At 65.5% G+C, this 19,841-nt stretch carries 21 protein-coding genes; 11 read left to right on the top strand and 10 right to left on the bottom strand.

Annotated elements, in window-relative coordinates; all coding sequences use genetic code 11:
• Window positions 1-22: 22 nt before the first annotated feature.
• A complete protein-coding gene (locus tag WI560_RS05350; RefSeq protein ID WP_375307159.1) occupies window positions 23-1,705 on the bottom strand; it encodes a caspase family protein in 1,683 nt (560 codons plus the stop codon).
• Window positions 1,706-2,068: 363 nt separating this feature from the next.
• On the opposite strand from WI560_RS05350, the gene msrA reads away from it, so the two are divergent.
• The 4 genes from msrA (at window position 2,069) to WI560_RS05330 (ending at window position 4,001) form a co-directional block, all read left to right on the top strand.
• Complete coding sequence (msrA, locus tag WI560_RS05345; protein WP_375307158.1) at window positions 2,069-2,773, top strand: peptide-methionine (S)-S-oxide reductase MsrA; 705 nt, start codon at window positions 2,069-2,071, stop codon at window positions 2,771-2,773.
• Window positions 2,774-2,803: 30 nt separating this feature from the next.
• On the top strand, window positions 2,804-3,223 hold the full coding sequence (gene msrB / locus WI560_RS05340; RefSeq protein WP_257176810.1) for a peptide-methionine (R)-S-oxide reductase MsrB: 420 nt from the start codon (window positions 2,804-2,806) through the stop codon (window positions 3,221-3,223).
• Between the two features lie 108 nt (window positions 3,224-3,331).
• On the top strand, window positions 3,332-3,493 hold the full coding sequence (locus WI560_RS05335) for a DUF3309 family protein (protein WP_375307157.1): 162 nt from the start codon (window positions 3,332-3,334) through the stop codon (window positions 3,491-3,493).
• A gap of 214 nt (window positions 3,494-3,707) precedes the next feature.
• Window positions 3,708-4,001: a hypothetical protein gene (locus WI560_RS05330; protein WP_027560969.1), complete on the top strand. Its 294-nt coding sequence runs from the start codon at window positions 3,708-3,710 to the stop codon at window positions 3,999-4,001.
• Window positions 4,002-4,126: 125 nt separating this feature from the next.
• Here WI560_RS05330 and WI560_RS05325 read toward each other — a convergent pair whose 3' ends face one another.
• Window positions 4,127-4,684, bottom strand: a complete 558-nt coding sequence (locus tag WI560_RS05325) for a DUF4112 domain-containing protein (RefSeq protein ID WP_375307156.1) — start codon at window positions 4,682-4,684, stop codon at window positions 4,127-4,129.
• Window positions 4,685-4,745: 61 nt separating this feature from the next.
• Window positions 4,746-5,171, bottom strand: coding sequence for a DUF5413 family protein (locus WI560_RS05320; RefSeq protein WP_028138309.1), 426 nt, complete (start codon window positions 5,169-5,171; stop codon window positions 4,746-4,748).
• Between the two features lie 144 nt (window positions 5,172-5,315).
• Between WI560_RS05320 and WI560_RS05315 the strand changes: the two genes are divergently transcribed.
• From WI560_RS05315 to WI560_RS05305, 3 genes are all read left to right on the top strand, one after another.
• Window positions 5,316-5,555 carry a hypothetical protein gene (locus WI560_RS05315; protein WP_375307155.1) on the top strand — a complete coding sequence of 80 codons (240 nt, stop codon included), beginning with the start codon at window positions 5,316-5,318 and terminating at the stop codon, window positions 5,553-5,555.
• A 37-nt stretch (window positions 5,556-5,592) separates the two neighbouring features.
• Entirely contained in the window at window positions 5,593-5,823 is a 231-nt protein-coding gene (locus WI560_RS05310; protein ID WP_257176805.1) for a hypothetical protein, read from the top strand.
• A gap of 247 nt (window positions 5,824-6,070) precedes the next feature.
• Complete coding sequence (locus tag WI560_RS05305) at window positions 6,071-6,358, top strand: hypothetical protein (protein WP_375307154.1); 288 nt, start codon at window positions 6,071-6,073, stop codon at window positions 6,356-6,358.
• A 131-nt stretch (window positions 6,359-6,489) separates the two neighbouring features.
• Here the strand turns inward: WI560_RS05305 and WI560_RS05300 are convergent, their stop codons facing one another.
• The 5 genes from WI560_RS05300 to WI560_RS05280 all read right to left on the bottom strand — a co-directional run bounded on the left by WI560_RS05300 (window position 6,490) and on the right by WI560_RS05280 (window position 12,835).
• A complete protein-coding gene (locus tag WI560_RS05300) occupies window positions 6,490-8,097 on the bottom strand; it encodes a hypothetical protein (protein WP_375307153.1) in 1,608 nt (535 codons plus the stop codon).
• A 37-nt stretch (window positions 8,098-8,134) separates the two neighbouring features.
• The gene (locus tag WI560_RS05295; protein WP_375307152.1) at window positions 8,135-9,427 is read right to left on the bottom strand and encodes an adenylosuccinate synthase; all 1,293 of its coding nucleotides are present in this window, start codon (window positions 9,425-9,427) and stop codon (window positions 8,135-8,137) included.
• A gap of 240 nt (window positions 9,428-9,667) precedes the next feature.
• Window positions 9,668-10,351, bottom strand: a complete 684-nt coding sequence (locus WI560_RS05290) for an ABC transporter ATP-binding protein (RefSeq protein WP_375307151.1) — start codon at window positions 10,349-10,351, stop codon at window positions 9,668-9,670.
• Window positions 10,344-11,570 (bottom strand): ABC transporter permease, encoded by a 1,227-nt coding sequence (locus WI560_RS05285; protein ID WP_375307150.1) that lies wholly within the window; start codon window positions 11,568-11,570, stop codon window positions 10,344-10,346. The genes WI560_RS05290 and WI560_RS05285 overlap by 8 nt, the downstream gene beginning before the upstream one ends.
• The gene (locus WI560_RS05280) at window positions 11,567-12,835 is read right to left on the bottom strand and encodes an efflux RND transporter periplasmic adaptor subunit (RefSeq protein ID WP_375307149.1); all 1,269 of its coding nucleotides are present in this window, start codon (window positions 12,833-12,835) and stop codon (window positions 11,567-11,569) included. Before WI560_RS05280 ends, WI560_RS05285 begins: the two co-directional genes overlap by 4 nt.
• Before the next feature lie 333 nt (window positions 12,836-13,168).
• Here WI560_RS05280 and WI560_RS05275 point away from each other — a divergent pair, with 333 nt between their 5' ends.
• Entirely contained in the window at window positions 13,169-14,101 is a 933-nt protein-coding gene (locus WI560_RS05275; protein WP_375307148.1) for a DMT family transporter, read from the top strand.
• Between the two features lie 8 nt (window positions 14,102-14,109).
• Here WI560_RS05275 and WI560_RS05270 read toward each other — a convergent pair whose 3' ends face one another.
• Window positions 14,110-14,499 carry a DUF1330 domain-containing protein gene (locus WI560_RS05270; protein ID WP_375307147.1) on the bottom strand — a complete coding sequence of 130 codons (390 nt, stop codon included), beginning with the start codon at window positions 14,497-14,499 and terminating at the stop codon, window positions 14,110-14,112.
• A gap of 104 nt (window positions 14,500-14,603) precedes the next feature.
• Here WI560_RS05270 and WI560_RS05265 point away from each other — a divergent pair, with 104 nt between their 5' ends.
• A complete protein-coding gene (locus tag WI560_RS05265; protein ID WP_375307146.1) occupies window positions 14,604-15,539 on the top strand; it encodes a DMT family transporter in 936 nt (311 codons plus the stop codon).
• 145 nt (window positions 15,540-15,684) lie between these two features.
• On the top strand, window positions 15,685-16,662 hold the full coding sequence (locus WI560_RS05260) for a tripartite tricarboxylate transporter substrate binding protein (RefSeq protein WP_028138321.1): 978 nt from the start codon (window positions 15,685-15,687) through the stop codon (window positions 16,660-16,662).
• Between the two features lie 119 nt (window positions 16,663-16,781).
• Here the strand turns inward: WI560_RS05260 and WI560_RS05255 are convergent, their stop codons facing one another.
• On the bottom strand, window positions 16,782-18,467 hold the full coding sequence (locus tag WI560_RS05255; RefSeq protein ID WP_257180842.1) for a methyl-accepting chemotaxis protein: 1,686 nt from the start codon (window positions 18,465-18,467) through the stop codon (window positions 16,782-16,784).
• A gap of 254 nt (window positions 18,468-18,721) precedes the next feature.
• Here WI560_RS05255 and WI560_RS05250 point away from each other — a divergent pair, with 254 nt between their 5' ends.
• Window positions 18,722-19,765: a C-terminal binding protein gene (locus WI560_RS05250; RefSeq protein WP_028138323.1), complete on the top strand. Its 1,044-nt coding sequence runs from the start codon at window positions 18,722-18,724 to the stop codon at window positions 19,763-19,765.
• The last annotated feature ends 76 nt before the right edge of the window (window positions 19,766-19,841 follow it).

Here is a 19,841-nt window from a genome sequence, read left to right as displayed (position 1 = left end):
AGCGGCGCCGCGACGCCGGCCCTCACTTCCCCGCTACGAAGTAAAAATCTTCCCGTCCCGGCGGCGAGCCGTAGGTGAACGGCTGCTGCCCGTGCTTGGTCGCGGTCCAGACATCGTCGCGGATGATATCGAACAGTTTTCTGATCTCGACGCGGGGCTGCTTGATCTCGCGGGCGAGAGCGGTCGCAAACGGGCTGTTGGCGCTGCCGTCGCCATCCATCGCGGTCTCGCCGTGCTTGGCGGCGTAAACCACCATGAAGCCGGCACCGGGTTCGATGTTGGAAAAGCCCTTGTCGACCAGCTTCAGCGACAATGTGCGCTGCATGGTCGGCGCGAACGGATTGTCGCGGCAAGCATCGAGCACCACGAGACGCATTTTCCGCGCGGCACCAACCGCGGCGATCACCTGCTCGAGGGCGACCGCCTGCGTCTCGGCGTCCTTGTCGGCGGCCAGCTTGGCGTCGACGGGAACGAGATAGTTCACCCCGCCGATCTCGAAGCCGTGGCCGGCGTAATAGACCACGGCCCAGTCGGCCTTTTCCGCCTCGTTGGCGAACGCCTGCAACGCCTCGAAGAACTTGTCGCGGGTGAGGTCGCTGACCGAGATCACGGTCTGGAAGCCGACCTCGCGCAGCACGCTCGCGATCAGCTTGGAATCGCGCGGCGGATTGGGCAAGGCATGGACGTTCTTGTAGGCGCCGTTGCCGATCACCAGCGCCACGCGGCGCCCGGTCGCCGCGGCCGGCGCCGGCAGCGTCAGCGCGGCGAGCCGCTCCTGCGCGATGGCGCGGGCGCGGGCGACGTCGGGCTCGTCGAACTTCGTCAGCGAATAGGCGGCGGCGCGGTAATCAGCGCGCGCCTGCGCGAGATCCTTCTTCCGCTCGTAGATCTGGCCGCGGCCGGAATGCGCGCGGATGTTGTTGGGGTTGATCTGGATTGCCATGTTGTAATCCTTTAGCGCGGCATCGAGATCGCCCTTCATCATGCTGACGTCGGCGCGGTTGTTGATCGCGTACACGTTTTTCGGCTGCCGCTCGATCAGGCCATTGCAGTCGGCGAAGGCCTGGTTGAACCTGCCCATCATGCCATAGGTGATGCAGCGGTTGCTTGCGATCTGCGGCGCGGACGGGTCGATCTTCTCGGCCTCCGCGAAATCGGCGAGCGCGCCCTCGAAATCCTTGAGCAGCGTGCGCGCGCGGGCGCGATTGGTCCAGGCCAGCAGAAATTTCGGCGTGTACTTGATCGACAGGGTGAAATCGTCGATCGCGCTTTGCAGCGCGCCGCGGCGGGCGTGAATGACGCCCCGGTTGTTGTAGGGCACGCCATAGGCCGGGCGCTTCTGGAGCGCGAGGTTGTAGTCCGCCATGGCGAGGTCGTCCTGGCCCTTGCGCTCATAGGCGAGGCCGCGCAGGTTGAGGGCAACGACGTAGTCGGGATCGAGATCGATCGCGATCGACAAGGTCTCGATCGCGTGGTCGTAATCGCGCTTGTTGATCAGCGTGTTGCCGCGCACGGAGAGCGCGATCGCCTTGTCCTTGCCGCCGAGCTGGTCGGCCTTCAGCAGATTGTCGCAGGCGCTCGCGCGGGCCTGGGCCTCGGCCTGGCGGTCACGGCAGATGGCGAGCTCGTCGGCTTGCGGATCGGCCGCCGCGTTCGACACGCCGGCGGCCAGAATGACGAGGGTCAGGGAAACGACGCGCCACATGTTGTCAGGCCTGCTCCAGCCGGCAAGGTCATCGTGCGTCGATGATCGATCGCCCGGGTTCATCTAAAGCGCGATGCGATTAGGTTGAATCATCATCGCGCTTGGGTTGTCGTTTAAGCATGATCTTTGCGGAAAACCGCTGCGCTCTTTTCGGGATCATGCTTTAGCGCGGAGTTCCCGGTCCCGCCAAGGCGGGCGCTCGCCCGGCCCTCCCGTGCGGCTCATTTCACGGACTCGTGTCCGTCCCGTCGTAACAATCGGCGGCGGTGTCCGTACCTGGGATGATGCGGAAAGGCCGCCGGACAATTGTTCGTTCGGCCCCCATCGTCCTAGACTGTCAGACCTTCCGAAAGAGGATCCGCCATGCGCCGACCTGCCCTCGCTTCCCTGCTCGCCGCAACTGCGGCCCTGACGCTGTCCTTTGCCATGCCGTCCCGGGCAGCAGAGGATGCGGTCGTGATCCCGGCGCCCGCCATGGATGCAGCGCCCGCGAGCGGGATCCAGACCGCCGTCGTCGCCGGCGGCTGCTTCTGGGGCGTCCAGGGCGTCTTCCAGCACACCGCCGGCGTCGTCAACGCGGTCTCCGGCTATGCCGGCGGCACCAAGGCGACCGCCGACTACCAGGCCGTCTCGAGCGGCCGGACCAGTCACGCCGAGTCCGTCGAGATCAAGTACGATCCGAAGAAGATCTCCTACGGCAAGATCCTCCAGATCTTCTTCTCGGTGGTGCACGACCCGACCCAGCTCAATCGCCAGGGCCCCGATGTCGGCCCGCAATATCGCTCGGCGATCTTCACCACCTCAGACGAGCAGAAGAAGGTGGTGGAGGCCTATATCGCCCAGCTCAACAGCGCCAAGGTGTTCAGGAAGCCGATCGTGACCAAGATCGGCGCGCTGGAGGCGTTCTACCCGGCGGAGGCCTACCATCAGGACTATCTGACCCTGCACCCCAACCAGCCCTATATCGCCTATAACGACCTGCCCAAGGTCGAGAACCTGAAAAAGCTGTTTGCGGATAACTACATTGAAAAGCCGACGCTGGTGAGTGCCAGCAAGGCCACCAACTGATCGCAACATCGTCTCAAGAACGGGAGAGCCATGCCCGACACCAGAACGAAGACCACCGACGACAAGGTTATCAAGAGCGAAGAGCAGTGGCGGCGCGAATTGTCGCCGATGCAGTATGCGGTGCTGCGCGAGAAGGCGACCGAGCGTCCCTTCTCGGGCGAATATGAGCACGACCACCGCGCCGGCACTTACGTCTGCGCCGGCTGCGGCAACGTGCTGTTCGAGTCGGACGCCAAGTTCGATTCTGGCTGCGGCTGGCCGAGCTTCACCCAGCCCGCGGTCGAGAGCCATATCGACGAGGAGCGGGACGTCAGCCACGGCATGATCCGCACCGAGGTGCTCTGCTCGAAATGCAGCGGCCATCTCGGCCACGTCTTCCCCGACGGCCCCGGGCCGACCGGCTTGCGCTATTGCATCAACTCGGCGGCGCTGAAGCTGGAGCCCAAATAATCGGCCTGCGCGCCCGGGTTCCTTCATGGAACCCGACCGCACGATGTGCTTTTCTTCTCTGGCGGTGCGGCCGATCATCGCATTTTGGCGGCCGCCAGGGAGGAAACCATGCTCGGGACCATTCTGATCATCCTGGTGATCATTTATTTGCTGGGGGGCCTGTCCGGTCGCCTGGGCGGTTACGGCTATGGCCTCGGCCATTCCGGCATGGGGATCGGCGGCGTCGTGCTGGTGGTGCTGATCGTCCTGCTGCTTCTCGGCAAGCTGTAAACCATCTAACACATTGGATTTATTAGTCTTATTCCGGCTGCGGACCTGCCATGCGCGGATTCATCATCTCCTATCGCAGGGGTCGCATTTTTGTCAGATCGGCTTATATTAGAGGAAGAAAATGGCATGTGCGGCGGGCTTGCTCGATTGCGGCCCCTGCCCTCCCAAACCCCACGCGCTTAAAGCCCCAGAGAAGATCACGAGGTCTTTGACCATGCGTCCATTGCGTCCGTTCAACTTCAACACCTCCGCCGAACTCTTCCCCGCCGCGATCCGCAAGAAGAAGCGTGCGGGCTTCACCTATCGCCGCTTCGGCACCGCGGCCGAAGCCGTGCAGTTCGCGATGGAGCAGTTACCGACGGATTCGCTGAACGGCGCCTATCTCCAGGTCGAGGAAGCGCGCTTCGACCAGAACGGCATCCGCTCGCTCTATGAGAGCGAGGCCTTCCCGCTGCCCCGCCGTCCCAAGCCGGCGCCGGCCGCCGAGACCGACGCCGACGCGGCGTAAGCTTTCGCTGAGCCTTACGATTTGCGCTAAAAGCGCGATGACCTGGAGGTCGTCGCGCTTTTTGCGTTTTGGGCCTCTGTCCCTCGCTGCCCCGTTTGCGGTGAGAGCAAAGGAAGAAGCTGGGCTCACATCCGCGGCTGCTTGTCGAGCCAGCGGCGGAGCAGACGCATATTGCGCATGTTGGCGCGGAACATGACGTCGAAAGCGTCGCCCGCGAACGGCACCAGGCCGACTACGCCGTCGAGCGCGACATTACCGAGCATGCGCGCGGTGACGTGCCAGGGCGCGCCCAACGCGCGGGCCTCGCGCACCAGCCACAGCGAGACCGCCGTGGTGATGATGTCGCCGACCACGGGGATCAGACCGATCAGCCCGTCGATGCCGTAGCGGATGTTGGTGCCGGGCAGGATGAAGGCGATGTCGAGCAGCTTTGCGATCGCCTCCAGCCGCGCGATCCGCTGCTCGCGCGTCAGATTGCCGAACGGGCTCCCCGAGAACGGATTATCCTTGCCAAACTCGACGCGGAACTCGCGAAACCCCTGCTCCAGCGTTTCGGGGCGGATCTCCCGGCCGTCCTGGTCGATGATCGGCCCGCGCCCCTCGGAGCCCGAAAAGGGCGCGCGCGGGCCGCTCCCCGAACGGGGCCTGCGCGGCGCGAGAATATCGTCGTCGGACATGGTCATGGTCTCGAAGGAACGCGCCGGCGCGGCGGAAGTTGCTGCGCCGCGCCCGAAGGTCGCGCACTCAGGTCGGCGCCGCCACAGCCTGCGGCTCCTTGACGTATCTATGCACGAGGAAGGACGAAATCGCCGCCGGCACGAAGCCGACGAGGCCGTACAGGATGAACTGCACCGCGCCGGAATCCGGCCCGCGCGAGCTGTAGGTGAGCGAGGCCAGCACGAAGGCGAACAGTCCGACCAGCAGCATCCGCAAGACCGGGCCGATCCGCCTGATGTGGACCAGGATGTCGTCCACCGCGCCGATCATCAGCGAGGGCAGCAGGCCGAACAGATAGCTGTATTGCAGGGTCTTGAAGAACACCGCGAACAGCTTGCCGACCTCGCCAAGACTGGTCTGGGTCCAATAGCCGGACTGATAGGTCGTCGTCAGCAGCAGCAGAAACCCGCCGACGAACGGGCCAACCAGCGCAAACACCAGATAGCGTTTCATCAAACACCCTCACACTTCCCCGGGCAATTATAGCAGCGCCGCGGGAACCTTGAACAGCGGGGCGCAGGCCTCATCGGGGGAACAAGTGGCAGGGCGACGAGTTCAGACAGGACCTGAATTCGACCCTGACAGATTGGAGTGCCGATGGCCCGCAAAGTTCTCCTGGCGACGATCGCGCTGGCAGCGTTGAGCCTGTTCGAGGGGCCCGCTTTCGCTCAAGGTCATATGGGTACGCCCCAGGAGCAGAAGGCCTGCTCGCGCGACGCCTCCCGCTTCTGCCGCAAGGATCTCGGCAACGACATGGCGGTCCAAGGCTGCCTGCAAGCCAACCGGGCCAAGCTGTCGAAGTCGTGCAGCAAGGTGTTTCAGAGCCACGGCATGTGAGGACGAACACCATCCCCAGCGAACGGAGAGTGAAGCCATGTTGCACGACGAAGAACTCTCAATCCTGCGGGACATCAGCCAGTCCGTTGCCTTCGCCGACGACCGGCAAGGCAAGATGGGGCAATTGATCGCCGACGGCTACGTGATGAAGGACGGTGACCTGTTCGAGCTCACCGCCAAAGGCGTCACCGCCGTCGAGGAACACGCCGCCGCGCTCGGCGCGAGCGATGTGGAACAAGCGAGCGCATCCTCCGATCGGCTGATCTGATCGCGCGCGACGTGACTCGCGTGCAACAATTGCGAATTCCTTTGCGCTGACCATTGCAGGCTGGTGGCAATGGCGCATACTTCGCTCGGGCGGCGCAGCACTTTTCGATTCGAGCAATCAAGAAATCGAGCGACCACATGCGGGAGCGAGCTCCCGGCGTGAAGGCTGTGACATGCGGCAGATCAAGTCGCGTGCGGCGCCCCAAAACCAAGTGGCTCAAGCCTAAGGATTCGGGGATCCATTCTGCATGACACGCACTCAAACCATCGCTTCGCTGTTTAAGACCACCGCTTCGCTGTTGGCCGTCGCAACCGCCGCCATCGCGCTCCAGACCTCGCCCAGCCTCGCCTTCTCGTCCGAAGCGCAGCAGCTGTGCACCGGCGATGCGATGCGGCTGTGCTCCAGTGAAATCCCGGACATCCCGCGGGTCAGGGCCTGCATGGTGCGGAACAAGGCGCAGGTCAGCTCCGGCTGCCGCGCCGTGATGGACCGCGAGGCGGTCGCCTCGCGCAAGCGGGAAGCGGCGGCGCAGTAGCTGCAGTCGTCATTCCGGGGCGACGCGTCAGCGTCGAGCCCGGAATCCATCGTGCTGCGCGGCATGCTGGGAAATGGATTCCGGGTTCGCGCTGCCGCGCCCCGGAATGACGGAAGAGGGATTGGCTCGACCTAATCGCCCCACTGCGCGAAGGCGTCGTTGAAGGCGCGCTCGCCCGGGGCGCCCTTCTCGATCGCGATGATGGCGCGGCGCTGGTTGGCATAGACCAGCGGCACGTCGAACCACGAACGCTCCTTCAGGAGCTGGACGTTGCGGGCGCGGTCGGCGTCGACGTTGGACAGGCCGACCAGGAAGAAGCCTTCGGTGACCTTGACCGCAAGCCCTGCGAGCGGCGTGCCGCGCGCCTGCTCATTCGACTTCATCAGGATGCCCGGCACGTTGGAGACGCTGCCGCCCGGAAAGTCCGGCGGCAGGATGAAGGTCAGCTCGGCCGTGTGGCTCGCCGGCAGCGAGGAGTCGGTGTTGCGGCGGAACGACATCGTCATCTTGAACTTGCGGTCGGGAATCTCGATGTCGGCGCGCACGGCGACATCGGCCTTCTGGTTGCCGGAGGCCTTGATCGGCTCCAGCCGCCAAACCACCGAGCCGACATATTGCTTGCCCTTCGGATCGGACGGATCCTCGTCATAGAGCACGACCTTCTGCGCCACCGGCGCGACCGGCTGGTCGCTCGCCGAGGGCTGGCCGACGCGATCGGGAATCTTCGGCTTGGTCTGCGGCTGCGAGGCAGTGCTCGGCGTCTCCACCACCTGGGTCGGCGAGGACTTGAACAGGTTGGTCGCGATCTGGAGCAGCGGCTTGCCCCAGAGGATGCCGGCACCGACCAGAATCAGCACGATGCCGACGGCGATCGCGCTCTTGAACGGGAAGGCGGAGCCGGTGCGGACGCGCTTCTTGGCGTCGCGCTCGGGCGCGATGCGCGGACGCGGCGAAGGCGGCTGCGGCGCGTAGCGCTCGGCCTCCTCGATCGACTCGTCGTAGGAATAGGGCGCGTCCTGCTCGCCGGCGCGGTTTTCCAGGCTCGGCTCGAGCCGGTCGAATTCCGGCGAGGGCGAGGGGACGTTGGCGTAGGTGCGGCGCGCGGCGCGGCTGGCCTGCGCGGCCGCACCGCCGAGATCATTGGCATCGGCCGTGATGTCGCGGAATCCACGCACGCCCGGGGCGGGCGGCGGCGAGGCCGGCGCTCCGAGATCGGGCGGACGGCGGGGACCGGCGCGATCGCGTCCAGCCGCCGGCGGCTCCGGCATCGCTGGCGGCGCGGCCGGTCCGGCTTGGCGCGAGGCGTCGAAACGCGGAGCGCGCGCCGGGCGCTGGGCATCGCCCTGGTCATCGACATTGGCGGACGGACGGTCGGCCCGCGGCGGCGGAGCCGGGCGCGTCCGCGGCGGAGCCGGCGAGCCCGCAGCCGCGTTGCCTTCAGCGGCTCTCGTGCTGGCGCGGCGAAAGGCGTCTCCGCTGCCGCCGCTGCGCCCGCCGCCACCGGGGCGCGAAGCCTCGCGGGCGCGCTGGGCCGCCTCCGATTCGACCTTGCGGACGGCTTCCTCCAGCGACAACCTTTCGCGGGTGATCTCGGATTCGGAGAGCGGCGGCTGCACGCTGCGCAGCTGCGCGATCAGCGCCGTACGCGCCCGCTCATAGAGCGCGCGACGGCTTTCGCCGGGAGCATTGGGGTCCAGGGCGGCAATAGCGCGGGCGATCAGCGGATAGTAATCAGCCATTTCTACTCAACTATACGCGCGTCCTGGTAAGAGATCGTTAAGCCTCAAACGGGTTTTGCACGAGAATAGTATCTTCGCGTTCGGGGCTGGTGGAAAGCAGTGCGACCGGGCACCCCACCAATTCCTCGATCCGCCGGACGTATTTGATGGCCTGGGCCGGCAGGTCGGCCCAGGACCGCGCACTCGCGGTCGGCTCCTTCCAGCCCTCGATGGTCTCGTAGATCGGCTCGACCCGGGCCTGGGCGCCCTCGCCGGCCGGAAAATGGTCGATCTCCTTGCCGTCGAGCCTGTAGCCAGTGCAGACCTCGATGGTGTCGAAGCCGTCGAGGATGTCGAGCTTGGTCAGCGCGAGGCCGTTGATGCCGCAGGTCCGGACCGCCTGCCGGACCAGCACGGCGTCGAACCAGCCGCAGCGGCGCGGACGGCCGGTATTGGTGCCGAACTCGCGGCCGCGCTCGCCGATCTTGCGGCCGATCTCGTTGTCCTGCTCGGTCGGGAACGGGCCCTGCCCGACGCGGGTCGTATAGGCCTTGCACAGGCCGAGCACGTAGCCGACAGCGCCCGGCCCAACGCCGGCACCGGTCGCGGCCTGCGCCGCCACCGTGTTGGACGAGGTGACGTAAGGGTAGGTGCCGTGGTCGACGTCGAGCAGCGCGCCTTGCGCGCCCTCGAACAGCATGCGCTTGCCTTCGCGGCGCCTGATGTCGAGCAGCCGCCACACCGTCTCGGCGTAGGGCAGCAATTGCGGCGCCAGCGCGCTCAATTCCTTCAGGATCTGCTTGCCGTCGAACTCCGGCAGATTGAGGCCGCGGCGGAGCGCATTGTGGTGGGCCAGCAGCCGGTCGATCTTGTGCGGGAGCGTGTCGAGGTCGGCGAGGTCCATCAGGCGAATGGCGCGACGGCCGACCTTGTCCTCATAAGCCGGGCCGATGCCGCGGCGGGTGGTGCCGATCGCGGTCGCAGCATTGGCGGATTCGCGGTGCGCGTCGAGCTCGCGGTGCAGCGGCAGGATCAGGGTGACGTTCTCGGCCACCCGCAGGTTGTCCGGAGAGACCGCGACGCCCTGCGAGCGCAGCTTGGTGACCTCGTCGAGAAAGGCAGAGGGGTCGAACACCACGCCATTGCCGATCACCGACAGCTTGCCCTCGCGCAGCACGCCCGAGGGCAGGAGCGCGAGCTTGTAGGTCTTGCCGTTGATGACCAGCGTGTGGCCGGCGTTATGGCCGCCCTGGAAGCGGACGACGATGTCCGCCTGCTCAGACAACCAGTCGACGATCTTGCCCTTCCCTTCGTCGCCCCACTGGGCGCCGACGACGACAACATTGGCCATTCGCGGGTAATCCCTGTTCAATCTGTCCTTAGGAGGCATGATCCTCGCGGAAAACCGGTGCCCACTCTTCCGGGATCATGCCTGCGCCCAGCCCTCTCGGCGGCCGCAGCCGCCCGCACGCAAGGCAGCCCACCGGATAAAGGAAGCAGCTCCTCTAGGCAAGCAAGAACGAGGCTTTTTCGCGGCCCAACGCCCGACCCAAGCCTTTGATATCCCCGAAAAATCCGCCCTGCCGGGACCTCAGGCCCGAATGCGGCCGTCGATCACTTCGATGATCCGGTCGCAGCGCCGCGCCAAGTCCATATTGTGGGTCACCAGAAGGAAGCTCGTACCGCTGTCGCGGTTGACCTGCCGCATCAGCCTGAACACGGCTTCGGCCGAGCTCGTGTCGAGATTTCCGGTCGGCTCGTCGGCCAGCACGAGATCGGGGTTCATGGCGAGCGCACGAGCCACCGCGACGCGCTGCTGCTGGCCGCCGGACATGTTGTTGGCGAGATTGCCGGCCAACTTCTCCAGCCCGACCTGAGCCAGCAGCCGGTTGGCTCGCGCCTCGACGTCCGCAGACGGGAAGCCGCGATCCACCAGCATCGGCATCATGACGTTTTCCCGCGCCGTGAACGCCGAGATCAGCAGATGATACTGAAAGACGAAGCCGATGGTCCGGCCGCGCAGGCGGGTGATCTCGGCATCGTCGAGAGCTGCGGTGTCTTGGCTCTTGATCAGCAGGCGGCCCGAGGTCGGCCGGTCGAGCAGCCCGACGATGTTGAGCAGCGTACTCTTGCCGGAGCCGGACGGACCTATGAGGGCGAGAAACTCGCCGTGATCGAGCTCGAGGTCGATGTCGTGCAGCACCTCGGTTTCGGTCAGCAGCCCGACGTTGTAGGTCTTGCACACGCTCTCGAGACGGAGGATCTGGTCAGCCACGGATCGCCACCACCGGATCGAGTTTAGCGGCCCGCACCGCCGGCGCCATCGCGGCGAGGAGACCGGTGGCGGTGGCCAGCAGCGTCGTATAAACGAACAGGCTGCGCTCCAGGACCAGGGGAAACAGCTCGCTACCGTCGGCCTGACGCGCGACCGAGTGCCAATAGACCAGCGCGAACGCGCCCATCGCCGCCCCGAGCAGCGAACCGACGAAGCCGAGCAGCCCGCCCTGAACCAGGAAGACCCGCAAGATCTGGCCGCGCGTCGTGCCCATCGCACGCAAGATGCCGATATCCTTCGAGCGTTGGATCACCGACACGATCAGCACGGCTGCGATGCCGAATGCGACGGAGAGACCGACGAAGAGGCGGATGAGCGTGTTGGAGTTCTGCTGGGCCTGCACGGCGGCGAAGAACTGCGCATTGGTCTTGATCCAGCTGTCGGCCTCGACCACGTTGGCTGCCTGGATGCGCTGAGCGATTTGCTCAGCCGCATAGATGTCATTGACCGTCAGATCGATGGTGGTGACACCGCCGATCATCCCCAGCAAGGATTGTGCGGTCCGCAGGGCGACGTAACATACCCGCTGGTTGACGCCCTTGTTGCCGAGATCGACGAGGCCGGAGATCGTCAGGACGCGGGTTGCTCCGGAGGCGGCGCGGATGTTGAGCTTGTCGCCAACGGTGGCGCCCAGCTCCTTTGCGAGCTCGATCCCGATGATGACGTCCTCGCTGGTGAGTCGGGGCTCGCCGGCGACGATATAGTCCGGCACCTTGACGATCCTGAAATAGGAGTCTGGTTCGACACCCGACAGGCTGACCGATCGGCTGGCATCGCCCCGGACCGCAAGCACCGAGCCGAGGATGGTCGGCGCGGCCGTGACGACCTCGGGCATTGCCTGCATCTGTGCTCTGATCTTCGGCCATTGATCGATCGAGAGCACCCGCTGGCTCGGACGCTGCACCACTGCGTCCTCGATCTCGCCTGCTCCGTTACGCAGAGGGCGCGCGATCTGATCGGGCGCGAGCAGCTGGATCTGGGGCTGGGAGGTCAGTACGCGCTTGATGAAATTCGCCTGAAGTCCGGCAAGCATCGCCGACATGAACACGATGACGCCGACGCCGATCGATATGCCGCCAACGATGAAGATGGTCTGGAGCCGGCCCTCGCGCAGGAACCGGACCGCCATGGTCCATTCGATCGGCAGCCAGTGGTTCATTGCAGGACGGGCCGGAGACGCTGGCCGGCCAGAACGCCGGAGCTCTGAGGAATCGCGACATCGCCGGCGGCGACACCTTCGGTAATCTCGACATGGCTGTTGCCGCGCAGCCCGAGCTTGACCGCCCGCTGACTGGCGCGACCGTCCTTGATTCCGAGCACCCAGGGCTTGCTGGACAGCGCGTCATGCACCGAGCGCAAGGGCAGGATCAGCGCATCGTCCCGGGCGGCAATCTCGATGTCGACCGAGACCGTCATGTCCTGGCGCAGATGGTCCGGAGGGTCGGCGACCGTCAGCTTCACCTCGACCGAGGCGCGCGAAATGTCGATGCCAGGATTGATATAGCTGATGGTGGAGGCAAACCTCCGGTCCGGATAGGCGTCGGCCGAGGCGAGCGCGTTCTGCCCGAGAGCGATCTTGCCGAGATTGCGCTCATCGATCTGCAGCACGAGCTGCACGTCTCCGTCCGGCGCCAGCACCAGCAGGGTCTTGCCGGGCTGCACCACCGTGCCGCGCTCGACATTGCGCGTGATCAGGACGCCGTCGCGCGGTGCGGTAATCGTTGCATAGCCGAGCCGGGACTCGGCCGTATCGAGATTGGCGCGCGCCTGGTTCGCCTGCGTCTGCGCCATCACGTAATCGCTGCCGCCCGGGCTCGCGGTATAGACCTGGAATTGCGCGGCACGCATTGCGGCGCGTGCAACGTCCAGCGTCTTCTGGGCATCATCGAGTGCGGCACGGGTCGCATAGCCGTTGCGTTCGAGCTGGGCGGTGCGGTCATAAGTCTGCTGGGCATTGAGCAGCGTGGCCCGCGCCTGGGCCAATGCCTCCTTGGCGGAGGGCAGTGTCAGTTCCTCGAGTTGTCTGATGCGCGCCTCGGCCTGCGCCACCGCGCCTTCCGACTGGACGACGGCCGCCTTCAATTCGCGTGCCTCCAGCGAGATCAACGGCTGGCCCTTGCTGACCCGTTCGCCTGCCCGCACCAGCACCTCCTGCACGGTGGCGGTGATCTGGCTGCCGATCTCGACCCGGTAAGGCGTTTCGACATGGCCGCTCGCCACCACCGTCTCAACCAGCCGGCCCTGCCTGACCTGATCGACAACGATCGTCGGCCCCAGGAGCATGCGGACGCTCTGCCAGACGCCAAGTCCAAGCAGCACGACCACGAGGAGGATGAACCATTTGTGAGCGAGGAATCCCGACCACAGCGCCGCGATGGAGGTCCGGCCCTTGGGCTGCCGCAGGAAGATTGTTTGCTCGACCATACCACTGCCATGCGGCTCGCGCGAAAGCCACGCGACCGACGTCTCGCTTCGATTGCTGGCCGTGAGGATCCGGCCGATACCGAGACGCTAGCGGGGCGCCCGGAAGTTGAGGTTGTTCTAAGTCAACAGGTTACGCCGAATTTAGGGGCGCGCGTGGCTTCGCCTCTCTGCCGGGCCGGAGGACCGGGTTCCCCGCAATGAAGTGCATGGGCGTGATGCACCAGCCCCATTGATATTCGGGGCATTTCCGTGTCTTTGAGACTGGCCGGGCGACGAAGCGGCCCGCCATCGGGCCGGGCCCCGGTGCATGACGCGGGGGCCATACCAATCACAATGTCCGCCACCGGTCAGACCACGAGCGCGGAAAAGTCCGGTCACAGCTGGATCGCCAACCAGCCTTACCTGCTGCTCAGCATCACCGCCTTGTGCTGGGCCGGCAATGCCATCGTCGGGCGGCTCGCCGCCGGCCACATCCCGCCGGTCACGCTGTCGTTCCTGCGCTGGTTCTTTGCCTTCCTGCTGGTGCTGCCGTTCGCCTGGAAGCATCTGGCCCAGGACTGGCCGGCCATCCGCGGCAAGCTCGGCCTGATGGTCACGCTCTCGATCACCGGCATCGGCGCCTTCAACACCCTGCAATATTGGGCGCTGGAGCACACCCAGGCTCTCAACACGCTGCTGCTGCAGTCGGCCGCGCCGCTGATCGTGGCGCTGTGGTCCCTCGCCATCCTCGGCATCCGCCTCACCGCGGCACAGGCGTTCGGCGTGCTGCTGTCGATGTGCGGCGTGCTCACGATCCTGCTGCACGGCGATTTCACCACGCTGTCGAACATCGATTTCAACGAGGGCGACCTCATCTTCATCGTCGCGCTCGTCATCTTCGCGCTGTATTCGGTGCTGACGCTGAAGCGGCCGCCGATGCACGGCCTGTCGTTCCTCGCCTTCACCTTCGGGGTCGGCGCCGCCTGCCTCGTTCCGCTGGAGATCTGGGAATTGTCCGCGCGGCCCGTGATGAAGCTCGACGGGCCGAACCTGCTGACGCTGTTCTACGTCGCGGTGTTCCCCTCGACGCTCGCCTATCTCTGCTTCAACCGCGGCGTGCGCCTGATCGGCGCCAACCGCGCCGCGCCGTTCTTCCACGTCGTGCCGGTGTTCGGCTCGATCATGGCGATGGCGTTCCTCGGCGAGCACCCGCAGGCATTCCATTTCATCGGCTTTGCGCTGGTGCTGTCGGGCGTGTTCGTGGCGTCGCGGAAGCAGGCGGGGTAGGCGTCGCACTATTTCATCTTGAACTTGCTGTAGGCTTCGCTGGTCGCGATGATGACGTGCTCGGCGCAGCCGTTGACGCGATGTGGATCGGCCTCGCGCTCGTAGGCCTCCGACGTCATCATGTCCAGGAAAGCCGCGACGGTCGGATAATGGACCAGTGCGACGAAATCCCAGCCGTTGCCGGCGTGCGGACCGAGTGCGACCGCCTTGGCCTCGCCCGTCCAGAGCAGCGTGCCGCCGCGCGCCTTGATCATCGGCACCGTGATGGCGCTGTAGCGCAAATAAGCGTCCCAGCCGGATCCGTCGCCGTCGCGCGAGCGCGCGTGGAAACGCATCAGGTTCAGCATCACCACCGGCGCCTGCGGATCGAGCCGCTCCAGGCCTTCGATGTTCAACATGTTGACCGCCAAGGGCACCTCCCCGACCATGCCTGCATTGTAGCATTGCGACCTCGTGACTTGTGCCACGACGCCGATCCGGCGCAAGCTCCTATGCAACGCCAATGACGATCGCTTCGCCCGCGCCAAAGGCCTCCAATCCGGCCGGTTGGCTCAACAACCAGCCTTATCTGCTGCTCAGCCTGAGCTCGCTGTTCTGGGCCGGCAACATCGTGCTCGCGCGTCATGTCGGCGCGCATGTGCCTCCGCTGACGGTGACCACGATCCGCTGGTTCGGCGTGTTCCTGATCCTGCTGCCGTTCGCCTGGCCGCATCTGAAGCGGGACTGGCCTGCCTTGCGCAGCAGCCTGCCCTTGATGCTGTTCCTGTCGCTGGTGGGCTTCGCCTACAACAACGCGATCTCGTACTGGGCGATGCAATATACGGAGGCGCTGAACGCCCTGCTGATCCAGTCGGCAGGTCCCCTGTTCGTGGCGCTGTGGTCGCTGGTGCTGTTCGGCGTGCGGCTGACGGGTGCGCAATTCGCCGGCATCGCGATTTCGCTCGTTGGCGTACTGATCATCATCCTGCGCGGCGATCTCGCTGCGCTGGCCGGCATCAGCTTCAACAGGGGCGACATCATGTTCGCCTCCTCGCTGGTGGCGTTCGGGATCTACTCTGCCTTCATCCCGCGGCGGCCGAAGATCCATCAGCTGTCCTTCCTGTCTTTCACCACCTGCTGCGGGGCGACGATGCTGCTGCCGACGGCGATCTGGGAGGCGGCAAGCGGCCGCGTCCTGCAACTCGACGGGATCACGCTGGCGACGCTGGGCTACATCCTGATCTTTCCCTCGACGCTGGCCTATCTGTTCTTCAACCGCGGCGTGGCGCTGATCGGGCCGAACCGGGCTGCGCCGTTCTTCCATCTGGTGCCGGTATTCGGCTCGGCGATGGCGATCCTGCTGCTCGGCGAAAAACTGCAGCCGTTCCACTTGATCGGCTACGCCCTGGTGCTCGCCGGCGTCGTGATCGCCTCGCGGCAAGGGTCGGCCGGCAAGTAATTCCGCACGGCGGACGCGGTTCAGCGGCGTATCACTGCGTGCTGTGCTGCGCCCCGGGGCACGAGAATACGTGCGCTGACGCATCTTCCACTTTGCCCTTCGAGCAGCTAGGTTCCCCACAACCAAAAAGAGGGAACGTCTCAAGATGATTTCAGGGCTGATTCGAAACTTGCGCGCCGTGGCTGCGGCCGCATTGTGCTTCGCCACCGCCTCCACGGCCCAGGCCGACAATTATCCGAGCCGCAACATCACGCTGGTGCTGCCGTTCGCGGCCGGCAGCGGCACCGACACCACGACACGACTGATCTCGCAGCATCTGTCGCAGGCGCTCGGCGTCGGCATCGTGATTGAGAACAAGGCGGGCGCCAACGGCATGCTCGCGGCGACATATGTCGCGAAGGCCGCCCCCGACGGCTACACGCTGTTGGTGACCACCAACACCACGCATTCGGCCAATCCCTATCTGCTCAAGAGCCTCACCTACGATCCCGTCAAGGACTTCACGCCGATCGCGCGCACCGGCGATCTGCCCTTCATGCTGGTGGTCAATCCGGAGGTGCCGGCCAAGACGGTCGCCGAGCTCGTCGCCTATGGCAAGGCCAATCCGGGCAAGCTGAGCTACGCCTCGGGATCGTCCTCGGCGATCGTCTCGGGCGCCACCTTTGCGCACAATGCCGGGCTCGACCTCCTGCATGTGCCCTACAAGAGCTCGCCGCCGGCGCTCAACGACGTCATGGGCGGACGCGTCTCGATGATGTTCGTCGACATCCTGACCGGTCTGCCGCATGTCAACGGCAACGCGCTGCGTGCGCTCGCCGTCACCACCAAGGACCGTTCGCCCCTGGTGCCGCATCTGCCCTCGATGCAGGAGGCCGGCGTGCCGGACTTCGACATCTCGTCCTGGCAGGGCTATTTCGGCCCGGCCGGCCTGCCCAAGGAGATCGTGACGCGGCTCAACGCGGAAATCAGGAAGATCATCGAGAATCCGGAGATCAAGGCCAAGCTCGCCACGCTCGGCATGGACGCCTTCTCCGGCACGCCGGAACAGCTCGAGGCGTTCGTAAAGGATCAGCTCGTGCTGTGGGACAAGCTGATCACGAACGCGAAGATCGAGAAGCAGTAGGCCGGTCTCGTAGGGAGGGCAAGGCGAAGCGTGCCCACCGAGAGTGCACCGAACTCAAAAAGAAAAGGTGGGCACGACGCTTCGCGTCTTTGCCCACCTTACGAACTCAGCGCAAGAATTTACGCCGCGCGCACCTTGGCGAGGAAGCCGTCCACCGCGCTTCGCAGCGCGCCGGACTGGGTGTCCAGCTCGCGGGCGTTGGTGAGCACATCGCCTGCCGCCGCGCCGGTCGCTTCCGCGGCCGAGGTGACGCTGCCGATATGGGCGTTGATCTCGCCCGATCCGGCCGCGACCGACTGGATGTTGCGGGCGATCTCGCGAGTGGCCTCGCCCTGCTGCTCGATCGAGGCGGAGATGCCCGCGGTGATCTCGCTCATTTCCGCGATCGTCTGCGTGATGCCGCCGATCGCGACCACCGCATCGCTGGTCGAGGTCTGCATCGCCGCAACCTGGGCCGAGATCTCCTCGGTGGCCTTGGCGGTCTGGTTGGCGAGCGCCTTGACCTCGGAGGCGACCACGGCGAAGCCGCGGCCGGACTCGCCGGCGCGTGCCGCCTCGATGGTGGCGTTGAGCGCGAGCAGGTTGGTCTGCGCCGCGATCGAGTGAATGAGCTTGACCACCTCGCCGATTTTCTCGGCGCCGGTGGAGAGCTCCTGCACCGTGGCGTTGGTGCGCTCGGCGTCGCTGACGGCGCGGCTCGCAACTTCGGTCGAGCGCGTCACCTGGCGCGAGATCTCCGCCACCGAGCTTGAGAGCTCCTCGGCGGCGGCGGCGACCGTGCCGACATTGCCGGAGGCCTTCTGCGAGGCAGCGCCGACCGTCGCCGCACGCGAGGAGGCGTCGCTGGCGGTCGCGGTCATCGACTGCGCCGTCGTCTGCATGCCGGCCGCGGCCGAGGAGACCGAGCGGACGATGCCGTTGACGCTGCGTTCGAAGTCGTCGGCCAGCTCTTCCATCGCATGGCGACGTTCCGCCGCGGCGCGCTGCTGCGCGGCCGCCTCGGTCTGCTCGAGCTCGCGAATCTTCTCCGCATTGGTCTTGAAGATCTGGACGGTCGCGGCCATTGCGCCGACCTCGTCGCCGCGGCCGACGCCGGGAATGTCGCCTTCGAGCTTGCCGTCGGCGAGGTCCTTCATGCGGGCGCCGAGGACGCTCAGCGGACGGCTGATGCTGCGACCGATCAGCCAGGCGACGCCACCAGCCACGACCATGATGCCGAGCAGGGAGAGGCCGAGCAGCCAGGCCACGGGCGCCAGCTTGGCATCGAGGTCGTCGAGATACACCCCGGTGCCGACGAACATATTCCAGCCTGGAATCGCCACAGCGTAGGACAGCTTGCGGGTGACTTGCTTCTCGCCGGGCCGGTAATATTCATAGCGCAGCGTGACGTCGCCCTTGGCGGCGATGCCGTCACGCAGCTCGCGCGTCAGCTTGCGGCCGTTGGTCTCGATATCGAGCCGGTTGGAGCCGAACTGCTTCGGGTCGGGCGTCAGGACGGCGACGCCATCCATCGTATAGGCAAATATGTAGCCCGATCCCTTGTCATAGGTCATCGAGGCGCCGCGGCGAACGAACTCCGCGACGGCGGCTTCCTTGGTCAGCTGCCCGGCATCGACCTGCTTCTGCAGACCCAGCGCCATGTTGCGCGACATTTCGACCATGGCCTTGGTCTGCTCGAAACGGGCCTCGAGCAGTTGCTGCTGCATCAAATAGCCTGCCAATGCCCCCGCGACGCACAGGCCGAGCATGGCGACGGCGACGAGGATGCCCAGCTTCGATGCGATCTTCAGATTGCTCAACTTCACCATAGGGCCCCTCGGATGGCGCGGACACACCGCAAATCTCTTTGATTTGAATCAACCTTTAGTAGGACACCCCTTAGCAAGTTACTTACACGGCTCCGTAGAAGCCCGGACGCGGCCACGAAATCCGGCAACTTATCTCCAAGCCAACAACCGGGGATTGTACGCACACGCTCCGATTTCGCGTAAAAGACGCAAAGGCCCGCCGCGGAGGCGGGTCACAACAAGAACCGACAAACCAAATCGGGAGCGAGAAGATGCCGAAATACAGGGTGGTGACGCCGAAGGGCGCCAGCTTCACGGTCGCGGGCAGCGATTATTCCTATGAGCGCGAGGCGCTCGATCCAATCGATGCCGAGATCGTCGAGGCGCCCGCCGACGAGGCCGGATTCATCGCCGCCGCGAAGAATGCCGACGCGATCTATGCCAAGGGCATTCCCATCACCAAGTCGATCATCGACGCTCTGGACACTTGCAAGGTCATCACCCTCGGCTCGGTCGGCGTCGACAGCGTCGACGTCAAGGCCGCCACCGCCCGCGGAATCCCGGTGACCAACATTCCCGACACCTTCATCGAGGAGGTCGCCGACCACGCCATGATGCTGCTGCTCGCCGGCTTCCGCCGCTTGGTCGAGCAGGACCGCATGGTGCGCGACGGCCGCTGGGCCGAAGGCCGGCCGGCGCTGCTCAAGGTCCCGCGCCTGATGGGCCAGACGCTCGGCTTCGTTTCGTTCGGGCGCGTCGCGCGTGCAGTCGCCAAGCGCGCAGCGCCGTTCGGCCTGCGCATGATGGCCTACGATCCCTTCATCCAGGAAACGCTGATGTACGACCATGGCGTGATCCCCGCGACGCTGAACGAGGTGCTGTCGCAATCCGACTTCGTCTCGATGCATGCTCCGGCAAGGCCCGAAGTGCATCACATGCTGACCGAGAAGCACTTCCGGCAGATGAAGAAGGGCTCGATCTTCATCAACACCGGGCGCGGCGCCACCGTGGACGAGGAGAGCCTGATCAAGGCGCTGCAGGAGGGCTGGATCGCGCACGCCGCGCTCGACGTGCTGGAGAAGGAACCGCCGTCGCACAACAATCCCCTGCTCGGCATGGAGAACGTGACCCTGACCGCCCACGTCGCCTCGGCCTCGGCACGGTTTGACGAGGCGCGCAAGCGCCGGGTGGGCTACGAATTGTCACTGGTGTTGCAGGGCATGTGGCCGGTAAGCTGCGTCAATCCGTCGGTGCTGCAGAACACCACGCTCCGTCGCTGGCAACCCGTCAGCATGGATCGCGGGCCGAACAGCTAGGCGGCCGGCGCAAAGGCGCCAAAGGACCGAAACGACCCTTCACCGGCGGTCAACGCCGGGAAGGGGAACATATAGG

The sequence above is a fragment of the Bradyrhizobium sp. A11 genome (assembly GCF_042077125.1).
Lineage (GTDB): Bacteria > Pseudomonadota > Alphaproteobacteria > Rhizobiales > Xanthobacteraceae > Bradyrhizobium > Bradyrhizobium japonicum_B.
The sequence above is the reverse complement of the archived record's forward strand: the minus strand, read 5'-3'. Positions and strand labels throughout refer to the sequence as shown.